The organism is Kitasatospora sp. NPDC057940, from assembly GCF_042887425.1.
Taxonomy (GTDB): domain Bacteria; phylum Actinomycetota; class Actinomycetes; order Streptomycetales; family Streptomycetaceae; genus Kitasatospora.
In genome coordinates this window covers 93,029-107,279 of sequence record NZ_JBHVPH010000004.1, presented here as the reverse complement: position 1 = coordinate 107,279, position 14,251 = coordinate 93,029, and the positions used below count along the sequence as shown (strand labels likewise).

Below are 14,251 nucleotides of genomic sequence, written 5' to 3'. Positions count from 1 at the left end.
CTACGCCCGGTGCTCGGGCAGCCAGTGCTGCGCGTAGGCGACGGCGTCGCGGAGGCGGAAGAGGCGGGTGGTGGCGGCGCCGACCGTGGCGTGGCGGACGGCCTTCGGGCGGTCGGCCTCGAAGGCGGTGCCGAGTTCGGCGAAGTCGTCGGCGCGGACGGCCCGGTCGCGGACGGTGAGCCGTTGCCGGCCCTCGGGGGTGAGGGCGGCGAAGGAGATGTCCTCGCTCGGGCCCGGGACGCGGTATTCGGCGAGGTGGAAGCAGGTGCAGGAGCCGAAGTCGACGCCCAGCAGCAGGACCTGGGCGTCGCGGTCCTCCAGCCGGGCGAGCGGGCTGGACTCGCCGAGCAGGCAGTCGAGGGCGTGCCCGTCGGTGGTCTCGGCGGCGCCCGGGCCGAGGGCGGCGAAGGAGGTCTGGGGGTGGGCGCTGCGCCGGGCGCCGGGCCAGGTCCGGACGGTCTCGGGGATGGCGCCCATGCCCAGGGTGGGGCTCACCTGCGGGTCGTACGCGGGCCAGGACGCCCGGATGTCGGGCCACCAGGCCTCCGGCACCGGCGGGTTGGACCAGCCTGCGGGGTCGGAGTTGTCGCCGGTGTGGGTGGGGACGACGAGGGTGCCGGTCGGTCCGAGGGCGTCGAGCAGGGCCTGGACGACGGTGACCGGCCCGCCGGAGACCCAGCCGAGGGAGCGCAGCGAGGAGTGCACGAGCAGCGTGCCGCCGGGTTCGACCCCGGCGGCACGCAGCTCGGCGGTGAGGGACTGGCGGGTGCAGAGGGGGCCGTTGACGTGCATCGGGCCAGCTTGCAGGTGGGTGGGGCCGGCGCGCCAGCGGGTTTTTCCTCGCCTTGAACACGGCCCGGCTCTCCATCTGGCCCTGGTGGGCGCGCGGGAGCGGCGGGCCGCCGGCCGGGCGGCCTGGCCTTGAACTTCCCGTGATGGTCGACGGTCGCGGAGCAGGAAGTCGGTCCGGCCGACTTCCTGCTCCGTCTGTACGTGGTGCAGGCGGCCCTGCCCGTCAGCGCCCGTCCGGGAGGAGCGGGAAGAGGCGGGCCACGGCGGCGACCGGGCGGGCGCCGGCCGGCCGGTCGGCCGGGTCGGCCTCGCGGTCGCGATAGCGGGCCAGCACCTGGCGGACGGCCTCGCCGACGGCGGCCAGTTCGGCGGGGGTCAGGTAGAGGACGGTGCTGAACGCCTCGTCCTGGCGCCAGTCGGCCGGGGCCGTGTCGCGGTGGGCGAGCCAGCGCTGGTAGCTCTCGTCCTCCAGGCCGCGCGCGAGTTCCCCGAACTCGTCGGCTGCGGCGTGCTGGTGGGGTTTTTGGGACGGTTGCGGGAGCTGCCAGGGGCGGGCGCGGCCGTCGGTGGCGGGAGCCTCCTCGATGAGGCCGTGGCGGGCCAGCTGCCGCAGGTGGAAGGAGCACAGGCCGGAGCTGTACCCGGTGGCGGCGGCGGCCTCGGTGGAGGTGAGGGCGGCCTGCTCGGCGAGGAGGCCGAGGAGCGCGGTGCGTACGGGGTGCTGGGGGAGGGCGCCGGTGGCGGGCGGTGCGGTGAGGTCTTCGGTGTCTTCGGCGCCTCTGGCATCTTCGGTCACTTTGCAAAGTCTGCTACTTTGCAAAGTCGATGACAAGCCGTCATCCTTGCCGTCGTGCCGACGGTGTCGACGAGGGAGCGCCGATGTCCGAACTGCGTGAACGCCCGACCGTCCTGCGGATCACCGAGGTGGGGGAGGACATCCTCCGCCGCACCTGCCGCCCGGCGACCGGGGAGGACTTCGGCAGCGAGCGGCTGGCCCGCCTCATCGAGGACATGTTCGCCACCATGCAGGTCGCCGACGGCTGCGGGCTCGCGGCCAACCAGGTGGACGTGGACCTGAGCCTCTTCGTCTACGACTGCCGCGACGACCAGGGCGTCCGGCACGTCGGCCACGTACTCAACCCGGTCGTCGAGCCCCGCGAGCCCGGCCGCCGCCTGATCGAGGACACCGAGGGCTGCCTCTCCGTCCCCGGTGCCGGCACCGAACTCGCCCGCCCGGCCGAGGTGGTGGTGCACGGCTTCGACCAGCACGGCGCCGCCGTCACCGCCGCGGGGACCGGCTACTTCGCCCGCTGCCTCCAGCACGAGACCGACCACCTGAACGGGCAGCTGTACATCGACCGGCTGTCCGACCGGGACCGCAAGCGCGTCCTGCGCCAGACCGCCGACCGCCGGGAGGACGTCCTCGCCAAGAGGGCCCAGCGGGCCGCCCGCGCCGCCCGGTCAGCGGCCCGCTGACCGCGCCCGACCGGAGCCCCGGGTGCGGGCCGGTCCGGGGGCGGCGCACCCGGACAGCGGGGAACTGTCGGCATTCGGCGCCGACGTGTCGGGCGGGGCGGTCGCGTTCCTTCGCGGCTCCCGTTCCGCCTGGCGCAGCCGTACCCGCGGGGCTGTCGGCGCGAACTGGTGTTCAGTAGCATGAACGCGCGAACGCCCGCGGCTCCGAGGGGACGAGTGACTGTCGAATGCCTACCGTGACCGCAAGCAGCCTGGCCGTCGACGTCGTCGACATCGACGTGGACGCCGATCTCACGCTGGACCCCGGCACCGTCGCGGACGAGCCCTTCCGCCAGGTCGGCCGGACGGACTTCGACCTGGACAGCCCGATCCTGACGGAGCCCGCGCCGCAGATCACCCAGATGGACTTCGAGGTCGACGCCCCGGGCCTGATGGATCCCCCACCGCAGGTCGTCCAGACGGACTTCGCCGTCGACGCCGCCTGACGCCGCCGGTACCGACCGCCGCCGCCGACACCGACCGACGCCGCCCGATGGACCCGGACCGCCCGTACGGCCGCCCCTTCGACCGCTTCCCGACCCGCCGCGAGCACGAGGACCGTTGGGCGGAGCTGGCCCGGGCCATCGCCGCCGCCCCCGGGCCGGGCAGCCCCGAGCAGGACGGCGGGCCCGCCGAACCGGCCACGCCCAAGGGCGAGTTGACCGTGCTCGGCTCCGGCATCGAGGCGGCCGGGTTCACCCGCGCCGACGAGCGGCTGCTCCGCGAGGCGGACCACGTCTTCCACTGCGTCGCCGACCCGGTGACGGTGGTGCGGATCAAGGCCTGGCGGCCCGACTCCTACGACCTCGGCGTCCTCTACGACGACGCCAAGGACCGCTACCTGACGTACGTGCAGATGTCCGAGGCGATCCTGCACTTCGTCCGGGCCGGGCGGCGGGTGGCGGCGGTCTTCTACGGCCATCCGGGCGTGTTCGTCCTCTCCAGCCACCGCGCCGTCCGGATCGCCCGCCGTGAGGGCCACGCGGCCGTGATGCGGCCGGGGATCAGCGCGCTGGACGTCCTGTGCGCCGACCTCGGCGTGGACCCGAGCAGCCCCGGCATGCAGACCTTCGAGGCCTCGGACCTGCTGATCCGCGGCCGGCGGATCGACCCGGGCCTGCACCTGGTGCTCTGGCAGGTCGGGCTGGTCGGCGAACTCGGCTACCAGCGCACCGGGTTCTTCAACCACCGGCTGCCCGTCCTGGTCGACCGGCTGGAGGAGGTCTACGGCCCGGACCACCCCGTGGTCAACTACATCGGCGCCCGCTACCGGGGCACCGCCCCCGTCACCGACCGGCACACCGTCGCCGGGCTCCGGGACCGGGCCGTGCAGCGGACCGTCACCAGCGCCTCCACCTGGTACCTCCCGCCGGCCGTCGCCGCCCCGGCCGACCCGCGGATGCTGGAGCGACTGGGCCTGATCCGGCCCGGCCAGACCGTGCGGCCGCCCACCGGCCCGGTCCGGACGATCGACGACTACGGGCCGCGCGAACTCGCCGCCCTCGACGGCTTCGCGGACTTCCACGTCCCCGGCGGCTACCACTGGCAGGAGGACACGCCCGCCGCCCGCTTCGTCCTCGCCCTGGGGGAGGACGGCGCCCTGCGCGAACGCTTCGTCCGGGAGCCCGAGGCGGCGGTGGCGTCCTGGGCGCCGCCGGACCTCGCCGACGCCGAACGCGCCCTGCTGGCCCGCCGCGAGGACTCCGCCATGCAGGCCGCCGCCAAGGGCCGCTACCGGCGGCCGACCCCGGAGGCGGCGCGGCGGCTGCGCACCCTGCTCACCCGCAAGTCGGAGGCGCGCGCGCTGCTCCGGTCGGTGCGCGACGGCGGGCACGGGGGCGGACTCGACGGCGGGCTCGGGGTCGGCGGGCTCGGGGTCGACGGGAGCAGCATCCGGCGCGACCTGGACACCGTCCTCGCCGAGGCCCTGTACCCGTGGACGGGCCTCTACGGCACGCCGGACGGCGACCTCGACGTCTACGTCCTGGGACGCGCCACCGACCCGCCCCGGCACCGGATCCACGTCAACGGCCGGCGGATCACCGCCCCGCACCACGCCCACGGCGTGCTGCGCTGGCGGGTCGAGGACGGCAACGACTGCGGCGGCGAACTGCGCACCGAGGTCGGCCGGGACGGGCGGCGCCGACTGGTCGGCGCGGTGTGGCCCGCCGGGCGGGTGGCGGTGGCGGAGTTCTCGGTGCAGCTCGCCGAGTACGCCCTGCCGGACGTGCCGCCGCTCGCCGACCTGGTCGGCGACTACCGGGCGGCGGACGAGGCCGGGCGCGAACTGGTCGTCTCCGTCGGTCCGGGTGGGGGTGGCCCGGCGCTGCGGGTCCGCGTCACGGTCGACGGCGTGCCCACGGCGGCCGCCGTCGTGGTCGGCCCGGCGGGCTTCGAGGTGGACGGCGTCGCCGTCCCCTACGCCCGGGCCGTGGCGGCATCGGCCGTCCCGCCGTATCTGTACGGCTGCTACCGGGTGCAGCTGCCGGGCGGCCGCGGCGCGGAGCTACGGGTGGCCGCGGACGGCGTCGCCCTCGACGGACAGCCGGTCCTCCACGCGGAGTTCACCGGCAAGCGCCTCAGCTGGCGCGACGGCCCCGCACCGCTGCCGTCCGCCGAACTGACCCTGCTGCTCGACCCGATCACCCTGCACCCGATGCTCACCGGCACCGGCACCGGCACCGGCACCGGCACCACCGGCACCACCGGCACCACCGGCACCGGCCACGCGCCCGGCGGCCCGCCGCTGCCGGTGGTCGGCATGGTGCCGGTCGCCGCCGAAGCGGCCGAACGCCTGGCCGCCCGCCCGCAGTTCGGCCTCCCGGCCGGGCCCTGGGCGCACCTGACGGCGCTCGCCGCCGAGGCGAGCCACAGTGGCGGCCTGTTCTGGTGGCACGGCTGGGAGCAGTCCGCCACCGCCCTGCACACGGTGCGGCGCGCGTTCTGGGAGGCGGGCCTCTGACCGCGCGGCGCTCCAGATGGATGAGTCCAAGGGGTCCGGGCTGGCCGAACGAGGTTGACTGCGCCTGCTCAGTTCAGGCGCCGCCGGTAGTAGGAGATCGTGACGACCACGAGCAGTGGCCCCCACAGCAGCAGTGGTGCGTAACAGGCGTCCATCACGACGAGCGCCGGCCCGGTCGGGGCTCCCTGGGCCCCTCCGAAGCCGCCCGCCCGGGGGATCGTCAACAGCATCACAACGGCCGCGCCGAGCAACGCCGGAATCACCGCCGCCAGCGGCGCGACACGCTTCCCTCCGATCAGCGGGATCCAGCCCGGCACCACCTCGCCCCAGGGCTTGACCAGCCCAAGGGTGAGCAACGTGAGGCCTTCGGTACCCAAGCTCATCGCGATGCACATGGCGCTGAACCAGCCGGGGATGTCCAATCCCGTGGTGTTGAATCCCACCGGTATGCCGACCCCCAGCGCGATCCGCCAGATCCCGGACGGCACAGCGGTGAGTGCCGCAATGTGCGCGACTCGGACCACCCAACGGGCAGGGGGCTGACTCTCGGAGACGGCAGCGGCTGTCGGTGTCCCAAACGTGACCATGGCCCCATACTGTCTCGCGGTCCAGCCCCGCCGAATCATGCGCAAGGTCCAACTCGACTCACCCGCGCGGAGGATGGAGACCTTCGGCTTCGACCGGACAGCCACCGACACCCGACTGCAGGGCGAACCCGAACGGGCCGGGGCGCATCTGTTCAAGCCGCTACGGCAGGTCATCGAGTCGATCAACCAGACGACGATCAGCCGGGCCTCGCATCTCGCCACCGTCCGCTGCATGAAGGACTTCGGCCTCCAGACCCCGGAGGAGACCGACGACGCCTTCGCCCAGGCGGCGACGGCGGCCAAGGAACGGACGCAGCTCTACGGGTACTTCGCCCCCGCGAAAGCGGCCGAGAAGGGGTACGACCGGAATCAGGTCATACCCGATTCCGACCTCTCCCGGGATGTCACCTCAGTGCTCTACGGATCGGACTCCTCGGGGAAGCCGGGCACGAGCTTCAACGGCAAACCGGTGCCGAAGGGCGGCTGCTGGCAGGCCGGCGCGGACGCGCTCGGCGGAGCACCGCCCGTCCCCGGTGGCGCGCAGGGGCTGCCCGACAAGGGCCCCCGGATCCCCCTCACCGACCCGCGCCTCACCACCGCGTACGCGGAGTGGAGCGCGTGCATGAAGACGAAGGGCTACAGCCACGCCGGCCCGGCGGATGCCTACAGCGACCGGAAGTGGGGCATGGGGGGGCACCACCCCACCGGCTGGGACGCTGCCCCTGCGCACCCCTGACGAGGTGTCGACGGCCGAGGTCGACATCGCCTGCAAGATCTCGCTGAACACGGTCGGCCAGGTCGTCGCGGTGCAGATTGCCTACGACAACCAGTACATCGCGAGCAACGCCGACTCCCTGCGGAGCTTCGCCCGGCAGTTGAGCGTGCGGACGCAGCAGGCCCAGGCCGTCATCGCGAAGGACGGCGCTGCGGGCTAGAGATCGACCTCAGAGGTCCTGGTCAACGCCGTTGCGTTTGGCTGACTGGTGGTTCGTCAAGCCGCTGATCAGCCAGAACGGGACCCCTGGTAGATCACTGTGGTGTCGAGCCATGTGATCAAGAACCAGGGGTCCCGTTGCAGGAGAAGTTTGCCATCACCCGCACCATCGAGACAGCCGCGGGTGTCCATGCGCCCGGGCATCTGGGCGAGCTGACCCAGATCGTGGACTACGCGCTGGTCGACGCGGTGCTGGAGGAGACCGGGGCACGCGAGAAGCGGCTCCGGCTACTGCCGTCCCGGGGCGTGGTGTATTTCGTCGTGGCCCTGGCCCTGTTCGAGCAGTGCTCCTACCGGGTGGTGTGGGGCAAGCTCACCGCAGCCCTTGACGTACTCGCCCCTGTCCGCCCGGCTGCATCGTCGCTGGCCAGAGCCCGACGCCGGGTGGGAGCGGTCCCGTTGCGCCGCCTGTTCGAGGTCCTCGCGGGCCCGGTCGCCGATCGCGGCCAGGCCGGGTCCTTCTACCGCGGGCTGCGGACCGTGGCACTGGACGGCACGCATCTGCACGTGCCCGACGACGAGCAGGTCACCTGGCGCTACCCGAAGCGCGTCGGCGAGTTGCTGGAGTTCGGTTACCCGCTGCTACGCCTGCTCGTGGTGGTCGAGTGCGGCACCCGGGCCGTGCTCGCCGCCTGCTTCGGCCCCGAGGACGAGGGTGAACTTCCCTACGCCCGCCACCTGCTGAGCTGCCTGGATGCCTCGATGCTGCTGCTCGGCGATGCCGCCTTCGACGCCGTGGAGTTCCTGCGCGAGGTGACTGCGACCGGCGCTCAGTTCCTGGTGCGTTCCTCCGCCCGGCGCCGCCCCACCATCCAGCGCCGCCTGCCCGACGGCTCCTACCTGGCCCGCCTGGCCGCCCCCTACCGGGCCGGGAGTGGCTACAGCACGCTGCCGGTGCGCATGATCGAGGCGTGGATCACCGTCACCCTCGCCGACGGCACCACTGGGCGCGAACCGTGGCGGCTGGTCACCAGCCTCCTCGACCACGAGCGCTACCCCGCCAGCGAACTCGTGGAGCTCTACCACCGCCGGTGGCAGGTGGAGACCACCTACTTCTCGATCAAGGCGACCATGCTCGACGGCCGCGTCCTGCGCTCGCACAGCGTCCCGGGCCTGGACCAGGAGGTCTACGCGCTTCTGTCGACCTACCAGGCGCTCATCCGCACCGCGGCCGACGCGGTCACCGCTCGACCGGGTCTGGCCATGGAGCGGATCAGCTTCACCGTTCTGCTGCAGGCCGCCGCCGATCAAGTCACCACCGGCACACACGCCGCCGAACCCGACCCCCTGCTCGGACCGATCGGCCGGATGGTCCTGGACAACCTACTGCCCACCGCGCGGCGCCAGCGCGTCAAGGCCCGCAGCCGCAAGAACCCAACGAGCAAGTACGGGCCGAACGCAGGAAAACACCCGCAGACCGCCCAGGCCTACACCCTCTCCGTCGAGATCCACGCCATGGAAGGCGGACTTTCACCCCGCGCCCGCCGCTAAACGCGTCCGACAACCAACTCCCTTTCATGTTCAGGACGCAAGAACAGCACGAACACGTCAGCGATCACGAACTACAGCTGCCGTGTCAGACCCTCCTCTTAACCTTGTGGGCATGGGACTCTCGATAACAGTGGGGTTGTTGAACGACCTGGCCCGCAACGACCCCGAGGGATGGGAACACCATCTGAGCGCCTTCGCCCTGCTCAACCAGGCACTTACCAGGCAGGGCATCGACTGGCGCGAACCGGGCACGGATCCCGCTGGCGATGTCCTCTACGCCGGAGGCTTTCCCTACAGCTACCTGAGCCACCTGCGCCGTGCGTTCGTCCTGCGGCTGCGCGGGGAAGCTGTCACCCCCGCTCACGCCGTGGACGCTGAGCAGTACGCCCGGGACCAGCAGAAGGTCGATGACGAGCTGACCAGGTTTTCGTCACACCTGCTCTGCCATGCCGACAACGGGGGTTACTACGTGCCGGTTGACATGAATGAGCCGTTGTTCCTGCCCGAAGATGACGAGGTCCTGGGGTACGGAATGGTCGGGTCCAGCCAGCGTTTGCAGTCCGAGCTGGTTTGGCTGGCACCGGGGATCGACATCCATCCCGACGAGGACGGAACGCTCTCCCGTGCGGAGCAGGCCAAACTGGTGGACATGCCGCGCACTGACCCCTTCGAGCCCGAGAAGTTCGCCTGGGCCCAGCTCTATGCAGCATGCCAGTCGAGCATCGCCAGCGGCCATGCCATCGTCTTCAGCTGAGGGCACGGTCGAGGCTGGGGCTTGACGTACGACTCACAGCCCAAACGCAACGGTGTTGAGGTCCTGGTCCTGCCGGCCTCGGGCCCTCAGGAGGCGGTTGGGGCGAAGTCGACGAAGGCCTGCCAGGCGGCGGGGGAGAAGGTGAGTTGGGGGCCGTCCTTGTCCTTGGAGTCACGGACGTGGACGGCGGCGGTCGTCTCGGCGATCTCGACGCATTCGCCACCCTCGTTGCCGCTGTAGCTGCTCTTGCGCCACGCGATCTCGACGCAGGCAGCGCCTTCGTTGCTGCTGTGGCTGCTCTTGAACCAGGCGAGTTCCATGCCTTCTGACGGTACGCCAACGGCCCACCGCTGCCTAGCGGTGGGCCGTCGGGGGACTGCTCAGACCTCAGCGGTCGCGGCGAACGCCACGAACGCCTGCCACGTGGCCGGCTCGAACGCCAGCTGCGGGCCGCTCTTGTCCTTGGAGTCACGCACGTGGACGACGCCGGGGGTCTCGGCGACCTCCACGCACGCAGCATCCTCGTTGCTGCTGTAACTGCTCTTGAACCACGCCAGCTCGGCCATGCTCATCGCTCTCCCAGGATCATCTCGATCAAGGCCAAGGACTCCCTCATGGTGAGCGCCTGCCCCCTGAGGGTGCCGTACCGTGCAGCCATCTTACGGACTTCCTCCGGGTCCGTGATCAGCCTGTTGACGTGCTGGACCGCTACGTACGCGATCTGGGCCCGCCCGGCCGGCGTGAGGAGGATGAAGGAGCCTCCCATGCCGGCGTTCTCTGTCCTGTCCAGCGGCATCACCTGAAGCTCCAGGCCGCGGATCTCGGCCACCTTGAGCAGGTGGCGAAGCTGTGCCTGGTGAACGTCCCAACCCCCCAGCGGGCGGCGCAGGGCACTCTCGTCGATCACCCAGCTCATGACCGGCAGCGGCCATCGGCTCAGGATCTCCTGCCGTGCCAACCGCGCGGACACCCAGTCGTCGATCTGTTCGACGGAGAGCCACGGCCTGCGCATGTCGTACAGCGCTCGCGCATGGGCCTCGGTCTGAAGCAGGCCGGGAATGTGGAGACTGCTGTACTCGTGGATCTCGATGGCCCGCCACTCCTCGTACGTGAAGGCCTTGGAGAACGCCGGGTGCCGGGTGGTGATCCGGATCTTCGCCTTCATCACGTCGTCGGCAACGATCTTCAACGCGCCGCCCGCGTCGAGGACTTCGTCCGCCTTCGTCAGGATCTCGATTCTCGGCGTCCGCTTGCCGCGCTCGACCGCTCCCAACTGGTCCTCGCTGTACCCGAGCCTTTCGGCCAGCTCGCGCTGCGTCATCCCGGCCCGCTCCCGGAAGAGCCTGATCAACTTGCCCACCGCCGCATAGAACTCCGCGACCCCGTCGGAGTTCTCCGCCGTCTCGCCGTCATCGAAGACCGTGCGCTCGACGCCACCCACGACAATCACCCACCCTTTCGACCGATTGATCTGGGCCGACCGACAGGCCAACCCTCCGCATCCGCACAGGCACTCTGAGTGCTCGCCGAATCCGTGGTCAGCGTACGTCCGCGCCGTCACGATTTTTTCCATGACGACCGACATCCCCCTCGACAGCCCCCGCCGTCACACCATCACCCTCGCTGCCACCCCCAAGGGCGCCGCCATCTGCCGGCGCATCGCCAGGCGTCAACTGACCACCTGGGGGCTGAACTTGTCCCACACCGAGCCGTACTACTCGGCTCTCCTGATCGTCGCGGAGCTCGCCGCCAACGCGACGACCCACGGCCGCGTTCCGGGGCGCGGCTTCGAGCTTCACCTCTGCCTCACCACCACCGTGCGCCGGGGCACGACCTTGCGCATCGAGATCTCGGACTGCCGGGGCGACCGCTTCCCGGCTCTGCCCGCCGTCCTCGCCCCCAACTCCCAGTCCGGGCGCGGCCTCACCCTCATCGACGCCCTCGCCGACCGCTGGGGCAGCATCCCCCGTCACCCCAACGCGAAGACCGTCTGGGCCGAACTCGACCTCCCCGCCGCCCTCGATGCGTCCTGACGTGACCCCGGGCACCGCGACCGCCTACACCCTCCTCCCGTTCGCCCTCCTCCTCGCGCTCCTCGCCTGGATCTACCCCCTCACCGCCCAGCACCCGCCCGACCACCACCCCCACCCGAGTCCGACCTCAACCACAACCCCAACCCCCGCTCGCTGACTGCGGCATGGGAAGTCGGCCCCACCGACTTCCCGCGCCGAACCCGCCCCGGACTCACCTCCCCGGCAGCCGCCCCTGGCACGAATACACCGGCGGAGTGCCGTCCGTGAGGACGGGCTCCTCGTAGCACTCGACGCGCAGGTCGCCGCGCAGGTCTTCGAGTTCGTGGAGCGCCTCCTCCAGGAGGGCGTCGGCCCAGGCCTCGATCGACATCGTCTTCAGCGCGTGGTTCGAGACCGGGGAGAGCGGTCCGCGATCCATCGCCACCCACTCCGGCGCGGTGTCCGAACGGAACATCAGCCGCCACCAGTACGGCTGCCAGTGCGGCTTCTTCCGCTGCAACGAGACCAGCTCCCGGGGTCCTTGAGGCGAGGCGGGGTCGTACCCCGACATCCGTGAGATGACGGTTTCCGAGGCCGAACGGTTGCTCAGGCGTCCGCTCGCGCTGGCTACATGAACACTGGACGGTATATGCCTATGAACGGTATATGTATCCGCATGACATTACGCTCCATGCAGGAGCCCACGTTGCTTCTGCTCACCGCACTGGCCGACGCGCCTCGGCATGGCTACGCGCTGATCCAGGAGGTCGCCGCGCTCTCGGACGGCCGGGTCAAAATGCGGACCAGCACGCTCTACAGCGCGTTGGACCGCCTGCTCCAACAGGGACTGATCGAGGTCGAGCGCGACGAGGTGATCGACGGCCGCGCCCGCCGGACGTACGCACTCGCCGACGCGGGGCGGGACACCCTCGCGGCCGAGGCCGACCGGCTGCGCGCGGTAGTCGCCGAGGCCGACCGGCGCCTGCGCACCACTCGTCCGACAGCCAGGGGGGCCCTCGCGTGAGCACTGCCAGCAACAGCACCACCGGCACCACCCTGCGAGGACTGCGACTGGCCCTGCGGGCCTACCCCGCCGCCTACCGCGCCGAGCGCAGCGAGGAGATCATCGCGGTCCACGCCGACTCCACCGCGGGCGCCGGCCGCCTGGCCGCCATCCGAGAGACCGTCGGCGTCGCCGCGTACGGCCTGCGGGTGCGCACCGGCATCACCGCGAGCAGCACCGCCGGACGCCTGCTCGCCACCACCGCCCCGCTGGCCGCCGCCATGGCGCTCGGCCAGCAGCTGACCGCCCTCGTGTTCCTCCCGGATAAGTGGCGGGAGGCCACGGACAACCAGTCCTCCGCGTTGCAGCACCCCGGAACCGCTTTCGTCGACTGGCACTCCCCGCTGATCGCCCAGACCGTCACTCAGGTGCTCTGGTTGCTGGTCGTGGTAGCCCTGCTGTTCCGCCGGTGGACCACCGTCCGGGCTCTGGCAGCCCTGGCCGGAGTGGCTGCCATCGCCCAGTGCTTCGTTCAGCAGCGTGAGATATGGATCGCGGTGCCGGGCTTTCCGCCGGACTACACCCTCCTGATCATGTCGTCCGGCGCGAACGTGTTGTGGTCCCTGCTGGTCTTCGCCGCCCCCGGCGACCTGCTGGAGAGCACGATCGCCCGCCGACCGCGCGCCGTCGTCCCGCCCGCCCTGGTGCTGGTCGCGAGCCTCCTGCTGTCCAACCTGGGCCGCCTCAGCGCACTTCTTGACGACAACTCCCTCCCCGTACTTCCCCAGCCCGTGCTGACGTCGATGGGGGTCTGCATCCCGCTGGCCCTGCTCTCGCTCGCGTCCCTCCGCTGGGGTCGGCTGCTACCGGCCGCGACCGCACTGGCCGTCCTCCCGCCGGTCCTCAGCCTCAGCCTCGGCCTCAACGCGTTCTTCCGCTGGTACGACAACGAGCTCGGCGATCTCGGCCTGCTCTGCCAGTACCTGCTCACCGTCACCCTGATCGCCCTGGTGACGGCAGCCGCCGTCCGCTACCTGAAGCCCGCCCCGGCAGCCCCGGCAGCCCCGAGCCGCCTCGGCGCGGCATGACCCACCCCAGCCCGGACGCCGCGCACGACCTCCCCGGTCTGCGCGGCGTCCCGCTTCGCGGACGCTCCCGGCGGTGCCGGTGACGGCGGACGACTTGCGGCATGGGTTGGCTCGGGCCGCCATCCGGACCCGAATCGCTTGAGACTGCTCGGTGTCGGCCACCTGGCCCCGTTCCATCCCCATTCCGGCCCCATTCCGGCCCCTCGCGACCGTCGGCCCCGGCAGTGCGATCGTCGGACCGGCCGACGGGGATCCTTCGGTCCGCGCCGAAGGATCGCCGCCCTACCGTCGACTCCCGTGAACACCATGACACCCGGCAGCACATGGACCGACCCGCGCGCCGACCTGCGGACCGAGCCGCGGACCGACCCGCGTGCCGACACGCGCATTGACGGCTCGGCGGACGCGGACCACGTGGCCATCGCGCCGAGCATCCTCTACTTCGGCACACCCGTCGTCCTGCTCTCCACGGAGAACGCGGACGGCACCGCCAACCTCGCGCCGATGTCCTCGGCCTGGGCCCTCGGCCAGGTGATCGTCCTCGGCATGGGGGCCGAGGCACAGACCGCGCACAACCTCCGCAGCCGACCCGAGCTGGTGATCAACCTGCCCGCGCCGACCCACTGGCCGGCGGTCGAACGACTCGCCCCGCTCACCGGGCGCACGCCCGTACCCGCGAACAAGCAGGACGCCTTCCGGTTCGAGCGGGACAAGTTCGCGGCCGCAGGCCTGCGGCCCGAGCCCTCCGAACTCGTCCGGCCGCCGCGCGTCGCCGAATGCCCCCTGCAACTGGAGGCCCGGGCCGCCCGGATCCAGCCCGACGCCTCCGGCGGGTTCCTCATCGTCGAAGCGCACGTGCTCAAGGTCCACGCCGATCCGCGCATCGTCGTCCCCGGCTCCCAGCACGTCGACCCGGCCCGCTGGAGCCCGCTGATCTACAACTTCCGCCACTACTACGGGCTCGGCCCCGAACTCGGCCACAGCTTCCGCACCCAGACGCCCCGCTGAAGCCGTTCTGCCGTTCTGCCCTCATGCCGTTCCGCCCTCCTGCCT

General features: G+C 71.6%; 18 protein-coding genes. 11 read left to right on the top strand and 7 right to left on the bottom strand.

Annotated features, from left to right (window positions below; translation table 11 throughout):
- Together ACFVTF_RS08765 and ACFVTF_RS08760 are read right to left on the bottom strand one after the other, a co-directional pair.
- A complete protein-coding gene (locus ACFVTF_RS08765; RefSeq protein ID WP_387811038.1) occupies nucleotides 1–792 on the bottom strand; it encodes an aminoglycoside N(3)-acetyltransferase in 792 nt (263 codons plus the stop codon).
- 223 nt (nucleotides 793–1,015) lie between these two features.
- The gene (locus ACFVTF_RS08760) at nucleotides 1,016–1,588 is read right to left on the bottom strand and encodes a winged helix-turn-helix domain-containing protein (RefSeq protein WP_387811036.1); all 573 of its coding nucleotides are present in this window, start codon (nucleotides 1,586–1,588) and stop codon (nucleotides 1,016–1,018) included.
- An 83-nt stretch (nucleotides 1,589–1,671) separates the two neighbouring features.
- Between ACFVTF_RS08760 and def the strand changes: the two genes are divergently transcribed.
- From def to ACFVTF_RS08745, 3 genes are all read left to right on the top strand, one after another.
- Nucleotides 1,672–2,268 carry a peptide deformylase gene (def, locus tag ACFVTF_RS08755; RefSeq protein ID WP_387811033.1) on the top strand — a complete coding sequence of 199 codons (597 nt, stop codon included), beginning with the start codon at nucleotides 1,672–1,674 and terminating at the stop codon, nucleotides 2,266–2,268.
- Nucleotides 2,269–2,504: 236 nt separating this feature from the next.
- Complete coding sequence (locus ACFVTF_RS08750; protein WP_387811031.1) at nucleotides 2,505–2,753, top strand: hypothetical protein; 249 nt, start codon at nucleotides 2,505–2,507, stop codon at nucleotides 2,751–2,753.
- 47 nt (nucleotides 2,754–2,800) lie between these two features.
- Nucleotides 2,801–5,269: an SAM-dependent methyltransferase gene (locus tag ACFVTF_RS08745; RefSeq protein ID WP_387811028.1), complete on the top strand. Its 2,469-nt coding sequence runs from the start codon at nucleotides 2,801–2,803 to the stop codon at nucleotides 5,267–5,269.
- A gap of 68 nt (nucleotides 5,270–5,337) precedes the next feature.
- Here ACFVTF_RS08745 and ACFVTF_RS08740 read toward each other — a convergent pair whose 3' ends face one another.
- Nucleotides 5,338–5,757, bottom strand: a complete 420-nt coding sequence (locus ACFVTF_RS08740) for a hypothetical protein (protein ID WP_387811026.1) — start codon at nucleotides 5,755–5,757, stop codon at nucleotides 5,338–5,340.
- A gap of 136 nt (nucleotides 5,758–5,893) precedes the next feature.
- Here ACFVTF_RS08740 and ACFVTF_RS08735 point away from each other — a divergent pair, with 136 nt between their 5' ends.
- The 4 genes from ACFVTF_RS08735 (at nucleotide 5,894) to ACFVTF_RS08720 (ending at nucleotide 9,095) form a co-directional block, all read left to right on the top strand.
- Nucleotides 5,894–6,592: a hypothetical protein gene (locus ACFVTF_RS08735; RefSeq protein ID WP_387811024.1), complete on the top strand. Its 699-nt coding sequence runs from the start codon at nucleotides 5,894–5,896 to the stop codon at nucleotides 6,590–6,592.
- 4 nt (nucleotides 6,593–6,596) lie between these two features.
- Entirely contained in the window at nucleotides 6,597–6,791 is a 195-nt protein-coding gene (locus ACFVTF_RS08730) for a hypothetical protein (RefSeq protein ID WP_387811022.1), read from the top strand.
- A gap of 137 nt (nucleotides 6,792–6,928) precedes the next feature.
- Complete coding sequence (locus tag ACFVTF_RS08725; protein WP_387811019.1) at nucleotides 6,929–8,341, top strand: IS4 family transposase; 1,413 nt, start codon at nucleotides 6,929–6,931, stop codon at nucleotides 8,339–8,341.
- Between the two features lie 112 nt (nucleotides 8,342–8,453).
- The gene (locus tag ACFVTF_RS08720; protein WP_387811016.1) at nucleotides 8,454–9,095 is read left to right on the top strand and encodes a hypothetical protein; all 642 of its coding nucleotides are present in this window, start codon (nucleotides 8,454–8,456) and stop codon (nucleotides 9,093–9,095) included.
- 86 nt (nucleotides 9,096–9,181) lie between these two features.
- Here ACFVTF_RS08720 and ACFVTF_RS08715 read toward each other — a convergent pair whose 3' ends face one another.
- Genes ACFVTF_RS08715 through ACFVTF_RS08705 form a run of 3 tightly spaced genes read right to left on the bottom strand, consistent with a single transcriptional unit; the run spans nucleotide 9,182 to nucleotide 10,668 of the window.
- Nucleotides 9,182–9,415: a DUF397 domain-containing protein gene (locus ACFVTF_RS08715; RefSeq protein WP_387811013.1), complete on the bottom strand. Its 234-nt coding sequence runs from the start codon at nucleotides 9,413–9,415 to the stop codon at nucleotides 9,182–9,184.
- A gap of 60 nt (nucleotides 9,416–9,475) precedes the next feature.
- Entirely contained in the window at nucleotides 9,476–9,661 is a 186-nt protein-coding gene (locus ACFVTF_RS08710; RefSeq protein ID WP_387811010.1) for a DUF397 domain-containing protein, read from the bottom strand.
- A 2-nt stretch (nucleotides 9,662–9,663) separates the two neighbouring features.
- Nucleotides 9,664–10,668 carry a Scr1 family TA system antitoxin-like transcriptional regulator gene (locus ACFVTF_RS08705; RefSeq protein WP_387811007.1) on the bottom strand — a complete coding sequence of 335 codons (1,005 nt, stop codon included), beginning with the start codon at nucleotides 10,666–10,668 and terminating at the stop codon, nucleotides 9,664–9,666.
- On the opposite strand from ACFVTF_RS08705, the gene ACFVTF_RS08700 reads away from it, so the two are divergent.
- A complete protein-coding gene (locus ACFVTF_RS08700) occupies nucleotides 10,667–11,128 on the top strand; it encodes an ATP-binding protein (protein ID WP_371516429.1) in 462 nt (153 codons plus the stop codon). The genes ACFVTF_RS08705 and ACFVTF_RS08700 overlap by 2 nt on opposite strands.
- 211 nt (nucleotides 11,129–11,339) lie before the next feature.
- On the opposite strand, the gene ACFVTF_RS08695 is transcribed toward ACFVTF_RS08700, so the two are convergent.
- Nucleotides 11,340–11,678 (bottom strand): hypothetical protein, encoded by a 339-nt coding sequence (locus ACFVTF_RS08695; protein WP_387811004.1) that lies wholly within the window; start codon nucleotides 11,676–11,678, stop codon nucleotides 11,340–11,342.
- Nucleotides 11,679–11,798: 120 nt separating this feature from the next.
- Between ACFVTF_RS08695 and ACFVTF_RS08690 the strand changes: the two genes are divergently transcribed.
- From ACFVTF_RS08690 to ACFVTF_RS08680, 3 genes are all read left to right on the top strand, one after another.
- Complete coding sequence (locus tag ACFVTF_RS08690) at nucleotides 11,799–12,131, top strand: PadR family transcriptional regulator (protein WP_244293322.1); 333 nt, start codon at nucleotides 11,799–11,801, stop codon at nucleotides 12,129–12,131.
- Nucleotides 12,128–13,198 carry a hypothetical protein gene (locus ACFVTF_RS08685; RefSeq protein ID WP_387811000.1) on the top strand — a complete coding sequence of 357 codons (1,071 nt, stop codon included), beginning with the start codon at nucleotides 12,128–12,130 and terminating at the stop codon, nucleotides 13,196–13,198. The genes ACFVTF_RS08690 and ACFVTF_RS08685 overlap by 4 nt, the downstream gene beginning before the upstream one ends.
- Nucleotides 13,199–13,495: 297 nt before the next feature.
- The gene (locus tag ACFVTF_RS08680) at nucleotides 13,496–14,206 is read left to right on the top strand and encodes a flavin reductase family protein (protein WP_387810998.1); all 711 of its coding nucleotides are present in this window, start codon (nucleotides 13,496–13,498) and stop codon (nucleotides 14,204–14,206) included.
- Nucleotides 14,207–14,251: the final 45 nt, after the last annotated feature.

Excerpts from the sequence above, each read along its gene's own strand:
- ACFVTF_RS08765 (WP_387811038.1), bottom strand. The coding sequence starts at position 792 with ATGCACGTCAACGGCCCCCTCTGCACCCGCCAGTCCCTCACCGCCGAG.
- def (WP_387811033.1), top strand. The coding sequence starts at position 1,672 with ATGTCCGAACTGCGTGAACGCCCGACCGTCCTGCGGATCACCGAGGTG.
- ACFVTF_RS08745 (WP_387811028.1), top strand. The coding sequence starts at position 2,801 with ATGGACCCGGACCGCCCGTACGGCCGCCCCTTCGACCGCTTCCCGACC.
- ACFVTF_RS08735 (WP_387811024.1), top strand. The coding sequence starts at position 5,894 with ATGCGCAAGGTCCAACTCGACTCACCCGCGCGGAGGATGGAGACCTTC.
- ACFVTF_RS08720 (WP_387811016.1), top strand. The coding sequence starts at position 8,454 with ATGGGACTCTCGATAACAGTGGGGTTGTTGAACGACCTGGCCCGCAAC.
- ACFVTF_RS08715 (WP_387811013.1), bottom strand. The coding sequence starts at position 9,415 with ATGGAACTCGCCTGGTTCAAGAGCAGCCACAGCAGCAACGAAGGCGCT.
- ACFVTF_RS08710 (WP_387811010.1), bottom strand. The coding sequence starts at position 9,661 with ATGGCCGAGCTGGCGTGGTTCAAGAGCAGTTACAGCAGCAACGAGGAT.
- ACFVTF_RS08700 (WP_371516429.1), top strand. The coding sequence starts at position 10,667 with ATGACGACCGACATCCCCCTCGACAGCCCCCGCCGTCACACCATCACC.
- ACFVTF_RS08705 (WP_387811007.1), bottom strand. The coding sequence starts at position 10,668 with ATGGAAAAAATCGTGACGGCGCGGACGTACGCTGACCACGGATTCGGC.
- ACFVTF_RS08695 (WP_387811004.1), bottom strand. The coding sequence starts at position 11,678 with ATGTCGGGGTACGACCCCGCCTCGCCTCAAGGACCCCGGGAGCTGGTC.
- ACFVTF_RS08690 (WP_244293322.1), top strand. The coding sequence starts at position 11,799 with ATGCAGGAGCCCACGTTGCTTCTGCTCACCGCACTGGCCGACGCGCCT.